We start from the raw sequence: 13599 nt of genomic DNA on the forward strand, positions 1-13599 counted from the left end.
TGCATCGCATCCTCGCTGCCGGTGGCGTCCTCGCGACCGTCGGCCTTCTGCCCTCGGCACTCATCGCCCCGGCTCAGGCCGCCCCTGAAGGGACCCCGCATCCGGGGAGCCGGTCGCCGCCCAGGACGCCTTCGATGTTGTCTCGTTCTGGCTGCGAAGCAACGGCAAGGCCCTCAAGGACTCCGAGGAGTACCACCCGGACTACAAGGTCAACACCCGCACCGCTCGCCTGAAGTCCACGGGTGCTCCCGCGAGCGACGGCAAGCCGGGTGCCATCCCCGCGATCGGCGACGAGCGGACGAAGGCCGCCAAGTCCAAGAACATCAATCTGCCCAAGACCGTGGGCAAGGTGTTCTTCGTCCGTGACGGCAAGCCGTACTGGTGCTCGGCCACTTCTGTACAGTCCAAGTACCGCAACCTGGTCGCCACCGCCGGCCACTGCGCCTACGACACCGACGACGACGGCCATGTCCTCGACCGCTGGGTCTTCGTCCCGGGCTACTACCAGGGCAGGGCCCCGTGGGGTATCTACGCAGCCAAGCAGGCCTTCACCCACTACGACTTCGACGTCTACGAGGACTTCGACCGCGACTATGCGTTCGTCTCGGTCTACAACGGACTCAAGGTCAAGCTGGTCGGCAAGGGCAGCAAGGCAGAGTACGACGCCTATCTCGGTCCGAAGTGGGCCTACAACGGCGAGTGGCGCTACGCCGTCCTGGAGGACGCCGGTCGTCTGGGTGACGCCGTCGGAGGTCAGGGCATGGCCTACAACATCAAGCCAGGCCAGAAGATCTTCGCGTTCGGTTACCCGGCCCGGTGAGCACCCCGACGGCGACAAGCCCTACACCGGCGTCAGCCCCAAGTGGCTCTACGGCAACACCACCAAAACAGTGGTCGACGCCACTCTGAAGATCGAAGAGCAGATCGTTCTCAAGGGCGCGGCCACCTACGGCTTCGACGGAGAGACGTACGGCGTCTACACCGCCGCCGCCAACGTCTGGTCCGGCAGCATCCTGCCCAAGGACCCGAAGGTGCCGGACCCGAGGCCCACCAAGGGGTCCCCCACGACTGCGGCACCCTCACCCAACTCCACCAAGACGCCCCCGCCGTCATCGGGACCCGTCGGCACGGCAGAGGAGAACGAGGTCGTCCGCCTGACCAACGCCGAGCGGGCCAAGGGCGGCTGCAAGCCGCTCACCCACGATCCGCAACTGCGCGCCGCCGCCTTCGGCCACTCCGACGACATGGCCAAGAAAAACTACTTCAGCCACGAATCAAAGGACGGCCGCAGCTTCACGGACCGCATCAGGGCGGCCGGGTTCACGGGAGGATCCGGCTGGGCGGAGAACATCGCCAAGGGCCAGTCGTCCGCGGCCTCGGTGGTCCAGAGCTGGATGAACAGCCCTGGCCACCGCAACAACATCATGAACTGCGGCTACACCCTGATCGGTGTCGGCCTGGCCAAGAACTCCGGCGGGACGAACCACTGGACGCAGGTGTTCGCCGCCAAGTAGTCCTGCCTGAGCGAGGCGCGTAGGTGGCTCATCTCACCGTCTCCGGCCTCATCCTGCTCGTGGGGCCGAAAAATTTCAGAAGTCGCGTAACCCGCGGGCGCGACGCAACTCACTCCTAATAGTGAAAGGAGCTCGGGCGAGAAGGTCATGGCCAGGTACGCCGGCGCGTCGTATCCGGGAGGGATGCACAAATTCTTGATCAGATGACGGAAGGTCGTATGTGCGAGGACGCGGAACTGACCCAGCGGGTCAGGGCCGGTGACAGCCATGCTGTCGCGGAGCTGTACGAGCGGCACCACGCGGCCGTCCTCGCCTTCGCCCGCCGTCTGTCCGCGGATCCGCAGGCCGCCGAGGACCTGGCCAGCGAGGCGTTCACCCGAACCTTACGGACCGTCCGCACGGGTGCGGGCGGTCCGTCCGGCGGGTCGCGTCCCTATCTGTATGCCGTGGTGCGTAACACGGCGGCCGAGTGGGCGCGGACCGACCAGCGTCTGGTCCTGATGGGCGAGTTCAGGGCTGAGGAGTTCGCCGATCTGCTCGTGACAGAGCCCGAGGTTCCCGACGACCTCGTCGTCCGGGCCTACCGCTCGCTGCCGCCGCGCTGGCAGACCGTACTGTGGCACACCCTGATCGAAGAGGAGGAGCCCGAGCGGGTCGCACGGATCCTCGGCATCACTCCCGGAAATGTGAGCGTGCTGGCCTTCCGCGCACGCGAAGGGCTGCGTAAGGCATACCTGGCCGCTCATGTTGTGGCCGGCTCGCCCGAGTGCCAAAGTTTCGCCGACCGGATGGCGACGGTTGTCCGCAAGCCTAGCAGTCGCATTCCCCGGGCGCTGCGTGCGCATCTCGACGTCTGCCCAAGCTGCGCACGGGCATTCGCCGAGCTGCGCGACCTCAACTCCACACTGCGGGCCGCGCTGCCGATCGTGCTGCTGCCGCTCGCCGTAGGGAAGGCCACCGCATCGAAGGGGGCCGCCATCGGGATGACGGGCTGGGCGATCCCGGTGACCGCTGCGGTAGCGGTGGTCGCCGCTACCGCAGCAGTCGTCTTGACCCTGCCGCCGGATCCCCATCTCCCAGCGGCATCACCCCCACAGGCCTCCGCCGCGTCGACGTGGAGGGCGGTACCGTCATCCACACCCACACCGAAGTCCACCTCCAAGCAGAAAGACACTCTGAAGCCGACCGCGGGCTCCACGGTCAGGACGGCCCCACGCACGCGGATCACCGACGTGGACCGATGCACCAGGCGGGCAGGCGGCCAGGTCACGGCGCGGTCGTGCACCACCCCACGCCATCCCCGGAAGACCGCCACAGCCCCGCCCGGGCCCACGACATTGGACATCGACCCGGTCACCACGAGCGCCCTGCGCAACGTCGGCACCCGGCTCTGCCTCGACGTCCCCGAGGGCAGCCGCAACAACGTCGGGCAGATCTGGGTCTACAGCTGTAACGGCACGAGCGCCCAGCTGTGGACCAGAACGCCCTCCGGGCAGATCACCGTCTACGACGGCCAGAAGTGCCTGGATGCCCTGGAGCAGGGCAAGACCGACGGCACCGCGGTCGGCATTCGCGACTGCCAGGGAGGAGACAACCAGAAGTGGACCTTGAACGCTGATGGCACGATCCGCGGAGTCGGCTCAGGCCTGTGCCTGGACGTGGACGTACCCACCTCCCGGGTCCAGCTCTGGTCCTGCCACGACGGCGACAACCAGAGGTGGCAGGCGGTCTAGCGAAGTCGCGGCCGGGGGCCTGTACCGCGCCGGGAGGTCGTCTTCGCGCCCATCCGGCGCGTCGCTCGTGAGAGCATGCCCGTGCCGCTGCCCCGCTCGTAGCGGGGCAGCGGCCTATTAAGGGTGTTCGGTTGTCAGCCGCCGATGACCGAGATCATCTTGTCGGCGTCGCGGGTGAGCACCTGGCGTACGTCGGCGCGCGGGACGAGCTTCCCGTCCGCGACGAGTTTCTTGAATTCGGCGAGGAGCCGCACCGCTGTTTCGTCCTTGCCGGAGGCCTCGGCCTTACGGGCCTGGGTCAGTTTCCTCGTCAGCTTGTCGTGCGCGCCCGCCGACAGCCAGCTGGTGGCCCGGAATCGGTCGAGCAGGTTCTGCATGTCCCGTAGCGAGGTGGTGACGTTGAATCGCACCGACGTGGTCACCGCGTTGCCGGCGTTGTCCGTTGACGTCACTGCGACCGTGTGCTTGGCCAGCGCCTGGGTGAACAGTGGCAGCACCGAGCCCGAGGTGTGCGGGGCGCCGTCGAGGGTGCCGGTCGTGGTGCGGACGCCCGAGGTGGCGTCCACGGCCTCCCAGGTGATCACCACGTCCTGGGAATCGCCGTACACCTCGTCGTCGGCTACGCCCGATACAAGGAGGATGGGCTTGGTGCCGTCGATCTTCAGCACCGCAGCCTTCTCCTCCTCGCGATTGCCCGCCGTGTCGGTCGTGCGGTAGCGCAGTTCGTGCTCACCGTCACCGTCGACCACCACGGGCGTTCCTGCGTAGGCCTTCCAGCCGCCGCCGTCGAGCGAGTACTCGATGAGTTTGACGCCGGAGTGGGCGTCCTGCGCGGCCAGCTCGACCGGGACCGAGTCCTTGCTCCATCCGCTCTCGTTCGGCGGGGCGAACGAGGCGGTGGTCTGCGGAGCGGTCGTGTCGATCTTGAACGCGAGAGAGCGGGCCTGCTCGACGTTGCCCGCGCCGTCCCGCGAGCGGTACTCGAGGGTGCGCGCCCCGTCACCGCTCACCGCGAACGGCATGCTGTACGCGGTCCAGGCTCCACCGTCGACGCGGTACTCGGTGGCGGCCACGCCGCTGCCGTTCTCCTCGTCCACCGCGGTCAGGGTGACCTCGACGGGAGCGGCGGTGTACCAGCCGTCCTTGCCGTTCGGCTCGGCCGGGTTCTGCTTCGCCGTGGTGGTCGGCGCGGTCTGGTCGGCTGGGCCACCGCCCACCTTGGTGAGGCGGAAGGTCTGGTTCGGCGTGGCCGAGCAGTTCCATTGGATCACCGCGGCGCCGTCGGCCTGGGAGACGCCGTTGATGTCGACGCACAGCCCGGTCTTGGCGGAGACGATCTGGAAGAGTCCTTCGCCGCCGCCGGTCGGAATCACGGTGAAGTACTGGTTGGGCGCGTCCCCGCTGCCGCTGGCGTGGCAGGTCCACTGGACCAGCTGGGTGCCGGGTGTGGCCGTGCCGCCCGGAATGTCGGCGCACTTGCCGCTGCCGACGTTCTTGAGCTGGTAGCCGCCGGGCGCGGTCATCAGTTCCCACCGCTGGATGGGGTCTTCGGCGGCGCCCATCTGGACGAGTTTGGCATTGTCCGCGGTCGACGCGTTCTCAGTGGTCACGTTCTTGCCGCTGTGCTGGGCGGTGACCTTGTAGACGCCCGGCTCGATCGCGGGAGGCGGAGCCTCGCCCACGAACTGGACGGCGTCCAGGTCGAAGGCGTTGTTGGCGGAGTTCTTGAACACCACGTAGAGCGTCGAGGTGGTCGCGTTCGCCGCCACCGGGACGGTCTGGGTCTGCTGGTAGTTGTTCCAGCCCCCGGTGTTGGGGACGGCGGCGCTGGCCAGTAGCCGGCCGGTGGGGGACTCGGCGCGCAGCTCGATCAGCCCGCCGCCGGTTGGGCTGGACAGGCGGTAGTTCACGCCCTTGACGGCGTGCAGGTTCATCGGGGTGAACGAGATCCAGTCGTTGTTGCTGATGTCGCCGATGCGCTTGCCGCTCTCGGCCCCCGGTTGGTCGATGACGCGCACGCCGGTCTGGGCGTCGAAGAACTCGGCCTGCTTGCGCATCGGCTGCAGGACTGCCTTGGCACGGCCGGTGAGCGGCATTTCCTGCGAGCCGTCGGTGTAGTGGGCGTTGAGGACGTAGAACAGGTTGGCGCCGTCGGGGTGGCCGCCGAGGTCGCCGGTGTTGACGACGCCCTCGCAGCCGGGGATCTCCACGGTCTCGTGCTCGTGGTCGTCATGGCCGAGCGCCGGGTTGACGAAGACCTTGGCGCAGTCGATCTCGCCGTCCTCGGGGTCGGTGACCTTGATCTTGTACGGCACGTCCTGGCCGAACTGGATCGGCGTGCCGTTCAGCGGGGTCTCGATGGTCACCGTGGGCCGGCTGTTGCCGGCGGTGATCTCGATGTTGGTGAAGCCCTCCTTACCGGTGCTGTCGGTGACCTTGAGCTGGGCGGTGAACCGGCCTGGGGTCTCGTACACGTGGGTGGCCTTGACCTGGGTGGAGTCGACGGTGCCGTCGCCGTCGAAGTCCCAGGCGTAGGTGAGGGAATCGCCGTCGGGGTCGTAGCTGCCGGAGGCGTCGAACTCGACGGTCAGCGGGGTGACGCCGTCGACCCGCGAGGAGGTCGCCTTCGCCACCGGCGAGCGGGCGCCGGCCGCGTAGTCGATCCGGTAGAGGCCGGAGTCGTTGTTGCCGCCGCCGAAGTCGGTGCCCCACTCCAGCAGGTACATCGCGCCGTCCGGGCCGAAGGTCATGTCCATCGGCTTGAGGAAGGGCGTGGTCCCCAGGAAGCTGTTGATCTTGAGGACTTGGTCGTTGGAGTCGAGGTGGATCTCCTTGATGTAGTGGCGCGACCACTCGTAGAAGAAGTTGACGCCGTCGAAGTAGGGCGGGAACTTGGTCTTCGAAGGGTTGTCCGCGTCGTAGCGGTAGACGGGGCCGCTCATCGGCGCCGAGCCGCCCGAGCCGAGCTCGGGGAAGGTCGGGGAGGTGCTGTAGCCGTACCACATGATCGGCTTCTCGATCGGCGGCAGCTCGGTCAGGCCGGTGTTGTTCGGTGACTCGTTGACGGGGGCGGCGCAGTTGAACTTGGCGCCGATCTCCTTGGTGTCCGGGTTGTACGGCGCGTACGCCTGGTTGTCACCGTGGCAGAACGGCCAGCCGAAGTTGCCCGGCTTCTTGATGACGTTGTATTCCACCAGGCCCTCGGGGCCACGGTCGGTGGTGGGGCCGCCCCGGTCCGGGCCGTAGTCGGCCACGTGCAGGTAACCCGTCTTGGCGTCGACGGTGAATCGGAAGGGGTTGCGGAAGCCCATGGCGTAGATCTCGGGACGGGTCTTCGCGGTGCCCTGCGGGAAGAGGTTGCCCTCGGGAATGTCGTAGCCGCCGTCGGCCTTCGGCTTGATCCGCAGGATCTTACCGCGCAGGTCGTTGGTGTTGCCCGCGGTGCGGGCGGCGTCCAGCATGTGCTGACCGGGCCGCCAGTCGAGCGGCGCGTAGCCCTGCCAGTCGGGCGACAGGTTCGGAGGGACGTCGTCGCCGACGCTCAGGTAGATGCTGCCGTCGGGGCCGAACTCGACCGCGCCGCCGGTGTGGCCTGGCTCGGGATAGGTCCGGGCGCGATAGGCGGGGATTTCGATGATCTTCTTCTCGGTGCTCAGGTCGATGGTGTCGCCCTGCACGGTGAACCGGGACAGCCGGTTGACGTCTTGGGCACTGTCGGCAGGCGACCAGTAGACATAGATCCACCCGTTCTGGGCGAATTTCGGGTCGAGCTCCATGCCGACCAGGCCGTCCTCGCCACCGGTGTAGACGTTGAGGGTGGCGGCGGTGACGGTCATGTGGGTGTCGGGCTTGTAGATCTTCACCTCGCCCTGGCGCTGGACGTAGAACACCCGCCCGTCGGAGGCGACGTCCAGCTCCATCGGGTTGCTGGTGTTGTCGTCCAGGGCGACCTTCTCGAAGCTGCTCCATACGGTGCCGCCGCAGTCGCCCGGTTGGGCGCCGGCCGCCCACTCGACGCCGCCGAGAACGTGCTCGCGGAACTCCGGCTCGGCATAGGCGGCCGACTCGTGTCCCATGGCGGTGGCCCACACCCGGGCGCCTTCGGCCTGGCGGCACCAGGAGATCGGGTGGTCAGGACCCATGGCGGAGGGGCCGGGGTTGTAGGTCGTCTCGTCCGCGGCGACCAGGACGTGCACGTCGCCGCGCGGGTTGGGTGCGAAGTTGTACCATTCCTCCGCGCGCTGCCACCGCTGCGGGAGTTTCTTGGTGGAGGGGTGCACGCGGTCGACGACCTTGGCCAGCCCTTGGAGTGTGCCGGGCGAGTGCGCCGGCATGTGGGCGCCGCCGTTGATCAACTCGTCCCACCAGGGGAACTCGTTCTCGATGCCCATGTCGAGCGCGTTGTGGATGGCCACGACGCCCTTGCCCGACCGGACGAACTTCTGCAGCGCCTGTCGCTGGGCGTCGTTCTCCCAGACCATGCCGGAGTTCTGCATCATGATCAGGGCGTCGAACGTGGCCAGGTCGGTGTCGTTGAACACCGAGGAGTCGGCGCTCTGCACCACCTCGAAGTCATGGGCCGCGGCCAACTCGTTCACCATCTGGATGCCGGCCGGGATGGAGGCGTGCACGTATCCCGCTGCTTTGGTGAACAGCAGGGCACGGAAGCTGTGGAGGGTGGCACTGGTCGCGTGGGCGGGAGCCGACGCCAGCGCCAGCAACAAGGCTGGGAGTAAGAGGGCAGCGAGAAATCGTCGCATGGCGAATCTCCTGGGGGGTGTGGCGACACCTCGGAACGAGGTGAAGGAACGCTGCTGCGAAGGCGCGCGCCACTGGGGGCGCACGCCGACGCGCGTCAGAGGGTGCGCAGGTAGGCGAGGCCGTCAGTGGCCAGCGTGTCCTGGCTTTCGGCGAGTGGCCGCCAGATGGAGGCCGCGGTGGCGATGGTCTGGTTGTGCGCGGTGAACGATTCGATGACGAGCGGCCCGTCATAGCCGGCGTCGTGCAGCGCTTGGGTGAAGTCCGGCCAGTCGAATCGGTCGGCGCCCGGCGTGCCGCGGTCGGTCCCGCACACCTGCACGTGCGCGATCCGGTCCGCCGCGACCCGCACCGCTTGGGCGGGGTCCTTCTCCTCGATGTTCATGTGGTAGGTGTCGAGTGCCAGGTGGCATTCTTCAGGCAGCGCCTCCAGTGCTTGTCCGACGGTGTTGATGAGGCTGGTCTCGTATCGGTTGAGCGGTTCGACCGCGAGCTTGATCCCGCGGTCGGCCGCGTAGTCCAGGACGGGCCGCAGCCCCTCACGCAACTCGGCGTAGACCTGCCGGCGCTCGTCCGGCGACAGTCGCCAGGTACGGCCGACCGAGGCGTACGCCGGCCCCCCGATCACGGGGGAGCCGACGGTCACCGCCACGTCGACGCAGTGCCGCAGATAGTCCTGGGTGTCGCGGACGGTCTGCGGGGAGGCGGCCACGAGCTCCCGCCCGGGCGGCATGACCAGCACCACGGAGGCGGCCAGCCCTTGCTCGGCCAGCACCGCCGCGGCCTTGCCCGGGTCCCAGTCACCGGGCTGCTCGACCGGCAGCTCGATGACGTCGAAGCCCCACCCCGCGATGCGGGGCGCGAGGCGCGCCAGGTCGTCGTCGGTCAGCGGGGAGACCCAGACCCAGGTGTTCACTCCGATGGAGAACAATGGCATCCCTCTTCGTCGTCGAATGGGCGGAAGGAGCTGGTCAGCTCTTCGCCGTGGGTTCTCGCGAGGAACCGGTCAGCTCTTCTTCCCGCCCCAGGTCTCCGGGAATCCGGGCAGGGATTCGCACCCGCACAGCGCGTAGTGCAGCGGCGGCATGTTCGGCTTCAGGTAGGTCGCCAGGTTCTCCGAGGTGACCTTCGGCTGCGGCAGGTTCCACATCTTGGGCACCTCCTCGCCCTTGAGGATCTTCAGCGCGGCGATGATCGGGGTGCGCCACTGGTAGGTCGGGTACGTGGGCGCGACAGCGGTGAGGTTGGAATCCTTCCACTTCTGCAGGAAGTCCTGCTGGTCCTCGCCGTTGATCGGCGGTACCGGCAGGCCCGCGTCCTCGAACGCCTCGATCGCCGCCACCGCCGTGGCGCCCGCGTCCATCCAGACGCCGTCGATCTTGCCGTACCGCTGGATGTAGTCGCTGACGATGCTCTTGGTCTTGGCGGCGTCGCCGTCGCTGAACTCCACCCCCACGACCTGGACCTTGCTCTTGTCGAAGACCACCTTCGCCGCCGACCAGCGGGTCTCCAGCACGTCCACGCCGGGCAGGATGCGCAGCGCCAGCACCTTCCCGCCGGCCGGCACCTTCTCGACGAGGAACTCGGCGGCGTCGGCGCCGAAGGCGTAGCCGCCGATGGGCTTGATGAACGTCACCGGGCAGTCCGTCTCCACTCCCCGGTCGAACACGATCACCGGCACCTTCCCGCACGCCGCCGTCACGGCCGGGGTGAGCGTGGCGGTCGTGTTCGGCGAGACGATCAGCGCGTCGCAACCCTTGGCCTGCAACTCGGCGATGTCGGAGATCTGCTTGTCGTCCTTGCCCTCGGCATCCAGCGCGGTGAACTTGGTGATCTCCTTGTGCAGGCCGGCCTCAGCCTGCATCGTCTTCCAGCCGACCTGGCGCCAGGGGTTGTTGACCGCCGCGTTGGAGAAGCACAGGTGGTATGGCCCGTCCTTCTTGTACTTCGCCGTGTCCGTCATCTTCGGGGCGATGGCCTGCTCCCACGGCTTGTCGGAGGGACCCTCCGGGGTCTGGGTGCGCATGGCCAGCTGGGCGTCGAAGTCCGCCTGCACGAAGAACTTCGACTGCTCGCCGGTGCCCGAGCCCTGGGCACTCTGACTGGCGCTCGGGGCGGACGCGGCGGGTTGAGTCGTGGCCGTCGGCTTGTCTGTGGTGCAGCCGGCGAGGGCGAGAACGGCTAACACGGCGACTGCGGCCTTACGACGCGGCATGTGCGTCTCCTCTTCGGGGGGTGAACTTCCAGGGAAGTCGGATGGCTCCCGCCGCGACCGCGGCGATGATGATGACGCCCTGCACGGTGAACTCCAGCGCTCCCGAGATCCCATACAGGTTGAGCAGCGTGAACAGGGCCTCCAGGGTGAAGGCGCCGGCCATGGCGGCCAGCACGGAGCCGCGGCCGCCGCCGAGCACCACGCCGCCGAGGACGACCGCGGTGATGGCCGAGAACTCCAGCCCCTGACCCACCTGCGCCGATACTCCGGCGAAACCGCCGAGCAGGATCGCCGCGACGGCCGCGGCCAGACCGGACAGCATGAAGGCGAAGATCTTGGCCCGGTCGACCCGGACTCCCGACAGCGACGCGGCGCGCTCGTTGTCGCCGGTGGCCATCAGCGTTTTGCCAAAGTCGGCGCGCATGAGCCAGATCGCCGCCGCCCCCATGGCCAGCAGGATCAGCACCGACCACGGCACCGGTCCGAGACTGCCGCGGCCGAAGGTCCTGAAGCCCTCAGAGAGGGCGCCGCGCGGTGCGCCGCCGGTCCACAGGAACACCGCTCCGGACAGGATGAGCAGCATGCCGAGCGTCACAATGAACGACGGCACCCGCAATGTGGTGGTGACCACGCCGTTGACCAGCCCGACGAGCAACCCGATGACGATCAGCAGGGCGATGACCGGCCAGGTCGCCGGTTCCTCGCCGTCGATGAGCCGCGCGGCGATCACCACTTCGGCCGTCACGAGCGAGCCGACCGACAGGTCGAACTCGCCTGAGACGATGACGAAATACTGTCCCGCGGCCAGGATCACCAGCGGCGCGGCCCGCTTGAGGAACGCCAGGAACCCGGCGGGCTCCAGGAAATGGGGATTGGCGGTGGCGATCGCGGCCAGCAGCACCACGAGGACCACGAGGATGGGAAGTGCCCGCTTCATGCCGACCGTCCCTTGATACGCCGGGCGTAAACGGCCACCGCGATGACGATGACCACGCCGCGGACCACGTCCTTGACGAAAGAGTTGACCTCGAGCTGGTTGAAGATGGTGTCCAGGACGGCCAGCAGCAGGACCCCGCCCACGGTTCCGGCGACGCCGCCCTTGCCTCCGGCCAGCGCGGTCCCACCGAGGACGACCGCGGCGATGGACTCCAGGTCGTAGCCGCCATCGGTGCCCACCGTGGGCGCGCCGGCGCCGAGCCGGCTGGCCAGCAGCAGACCCGCGACGCCGGCACAGACGGAGCAGAGCACGTGCGTGAGCACGATGACCCGGCCCGTGCGGATCCCGGACAGCCGGGCGACCTCCTCGTTGCCGCCGACGGCGTAGATGCGGTAGCCCAGCCGGGTCCTGCTCAACAGGAACCAGGCTACGAGGGCCACGCTCGCCCAGAGCAGGGCGGAGATGGGGATCGGCCCGATGCGGGAGTAGCCGAGGATCTGGAACGACTCGGGCACCTTGCCCGCCGGGCCGTCGTACAGGTGGTCGACGATGCCCCTGATGATCAAGGCGACGCCGAGCGTGGCGATGAAGGCATGGACCTGGAGCCTGGTGATGACCAGCCCATTGATCAGCCCCACCAGCGCGCTGACGCCCAGCACTGCGGCGACCGCCGGCACGATGTTGCCGTCCTGGCCCGCCATGATCTCCGCCGCGATCAGCGAGGTCAGGCTGATCAGGTACGCCACGGACAGGTCGAGCGATCCGGCCAGAATGGCCAGTGTCTGCCCGATCGCCACGATGCCGAGGGCCGCCGAACGCTGCTGGATCCCGACGACGCTCTCCGTGGTCAGGAACTGGCCGCCGTCGAGTGCGACGAGGACCCAGCCGACTGCGATCAGGCCGAACAGCGCGAGGAACACCACGTGCGTGGGCTCACGTAACCGGGCCGCCAGGCCGCCTCGTGCCTCGCTGCCGAGGGCGGGACGGCGACTGCGTGAGAGGGTGTTCATTCAGGCCACCTCTCCCGCGGCCAGTCGCATGATGGCCTCCTCGGAGGCCCCGGCCGGCAGCGTGCCGGCGATGCGGCCGTCCCGCAGGACGACGATGCGATCACTCATGCCGATGAGCTCGGGCAGCTCGGAAGAGATCATCATGATGGCCATGCCGTCGTTGGCCAGCTCGCGCATCAGGTCGTGGATGGCGGCCTTGGCGCCGACGTCGACACCTCTGGTCGGTTCGTCGAACAGCAGCACGCGTGGCGCCATGGTCATCCATTTGGCGAGCACGACCTTCTGCTGGTTGCCCCCGGACAGGTAGCGGACCTCCTGCTCCTGACGCGGAGGTGAGAGGCGTACGCGTTCGAGCAGGTCGCGGATGCCGTCGCGGCCCTTGGCGCTCGTCGCGCGGGCGACGAGCAGGGCGTTGTCGCGCACGGACTGGCGCAAGGCGAGCCCTTCGGCCTTGCGGTCCTCGGTCACCAGCCCGATGCCCATGGCCACGCCCTCCCGGACCGAGCGGGGGCGCGCCGGGGTCATCTCGCCCGTGGTGAACGGCTCCGCACCGAAGATCGCCTTAGCGAGTTCCGACCGGCCGGCCCCCTGCAGGCCCGCGATGCCGACGATCTCCCCGGCACTCAGCTCCAGATCGATGTCGCGGAGCTTGCGGTTGCCCGCTCCGCGCAGGCTGAGCCGTACCTCGCCGGTCGCGGCCGACCGTGGCGGAAAATAGGTGCCGAGGTCGCGCCCCACCATCAGGCGGATCAGCTCGTCGGACGACACCTCGCCGATCGGGACCGTCGTGACGAGCTTGCCGTCCTTGAGCACGGTGACCCGGTCGGCCAGGTCGAACACCTCGCGTAATCGGTGGGAGATGTACACGACGGCGACGCCACGCTCCCTCAGCCGCCCGATCAGCCGGTAGAGCAGCTCGACCTCGTGCTCGGCGAGTGCCGCGCTGGGCTCGTCCATGACGACGAGCCGGGCGTTCACCGACAGCGCCTTGACAATCTCCACGACCTGCTGCTGGGCCACCGACAAGCGTTTGACGGCATCGCGCGGGCCGAAGGAGTTCTCGCCGAGCTCGTCGAGGAGCCGGGCGGTCGCTGTTTCCATGGCGGCCCGGTCGACCAGGCCGCGCCGGACCGGCTCGCGCCCGAGAAAGACGTTCTCGGCGACGGTGCGCTCGGGCAGCAGGTTGAACTCCTGGTAGATGATCGCGATGCCGGAGCGCTGCGCGTCCAGGGGGTGACCGAAGGAAACCGGCCGACCGTCGATCTCGACGGTGCCCTCGTCCGGCGCATGCACCCCGCAGATGATCTTCATGAGGGTGGACTTGCCGGCTCCGTTCTCGCCGACGACGGCGTGCACCTCGCCGGCCGCCACGTCCAGGTCGACGCCGGACAGCACCCGTACGCCCAGGAAGCCCTTGCCGATGCCGCGCATG

At 68.3% G+C, this 13599-nt stretch carries 9 protein-coding genes; 3 read left to right on the forward strand and 6 right to left on the reverse strand.

Translation table 11 applies throughout. The features are described 5' to 3' along the window. The first annotated feature begins 349 nt into the window (after nucleotides 1–349). The 3 genes from ABZS69_RS46420 to ABZS69_RS46430 all read left to right on the forward strand — a co-directional run bounded on the left by ABZS69_RS46420 (nucleotide 350) and on the right by ABZS69_RS46430 (nucleotide 3247). A complete protein-coding gene (locus ABZS69_RS46420; RefSeq protein ID WP_355384773.1) occupies nucleotides 350–820 on the forward strand; it encodes a hypothetical protein in 471 nt (156 codons plus the stop codon). A 70-nt stretch (nucleotides 821–890) separates the two neighbouring features. Continuing rightward, nucleotides 891–1514 (forward strand): CAP domain-containing protein, encoded by a 624-nt coding sequence (locus ABZS69_RS46425; protein ID WP_355384776.1) that lies wholly within the window; start codon nucleotides 891–893, stop codon nucleotides 1512–1514. Nucleotides 1515–1717: 203 nt separating this feature from the next. Then, nucleotides 1718–3247 carry a sigma-70 family RNA polymerase sigma factor gene (locus tag ABZS69_RS46430; RefSeq protein ID WP_355384779.1) on the forward strand — a complete coding sequence of 510 codons (1530 nt, stop codon included), beginning with the start codon at nucleotides 1718–1720 and terminating at the stop codon, nucleotides 3245–3247. Nucleotides 3248–3381: 134 nt separating this feature from the next. Here the strand turns inward: ABZS69_RS46430 and ABZS69_RS46435 are convergent, their stop codons facing one another. From ABZS69_RS46435 to ABZS69_RS46460, 6 genes are all read right to left on the reverse strand, one after another. After that, nucleotides 3382–8007, reverse strand: a complete 4626-nt coding sequence (locus ABZS69_RS46435; protein ID WP_355384782.1) for a ThuA domain-containing protein — start codon at nucleotides 8005–8007, stop codon at nucleotides 3382–3384. A gap of 95 nt (nucleotides 8008–8102) precedes the next feature. Further along, entirely contained in the window at nucleotides 8103–8936 is an 834-nt protein-coding gene (locus ABZS69_RS46440) for a sugar phosphate isomerase/epimerase family protein (RefSeq protein ID WP_355384947.1), read from the reverse strand. 75 nt (nucleotides 8937–9011) lie between these two features. Continuing rightward, nucleotides 9012–10220, reverse strand: coding sequence for an ABC transporter substrate-binding protein (locus ABZS69_RS46445; protein WP_355384785.1), 1209 nt, complete (start codon nucleotides 10218–10220; stop codon nucleotides 9012–9014). Continuing rightward, nucleotides 10207–11157, reverse strand: coding sequence for an ABC transporter permease (locus ABZS69_RS46450; RefSeq protein WP_355384788.1), 951 nt, complete (start codon nucleotides 11155–11157; stop codon nucleotides 10207–10209). The genes ABZS69_RS46445 and ABZS69_RS46450 overlap by 14 nt, the downstream gene beginning before the upstream one ends. After that, nucleotides 11154–12167, reverse strand: coding sequence for an ABC transporter permease (locus ABZS69_RS46455; protein ID WP_355384791.1), 1014 nt, complete (start codon nucleotides 12165–12167; stop codon nucleotides 11154–11156). Before ABZS69_RS46455 ends, ABZS69_RS46450 begins: the two co-directional genes overlap by 4 nt. After that, on the reverse strand, nucleotides 12168–13598 hold the full coding sequence (locus tag ABZS69_RS46460) for a sugar ABC transporter ATP-binding protein (RefSeq protein ID WP_355384950.1): 1431 nt from the start codon (nucleotides 13596–13598) through the stop codon (nucleotides 12168–12170). Nucleotide 13599 lies beyond the last annotated feature (1 nt).

Origin of the sequence: Nonomuraea sp. NPDC005650 (assembly GCF_040605375.1) — a bacterium.
Taxonomy (GTDB): Bacteria; Actinomycetota; Actinomycetes; order Streptosporangiales; family Streptosporangiaceae; genus Nonomuraea.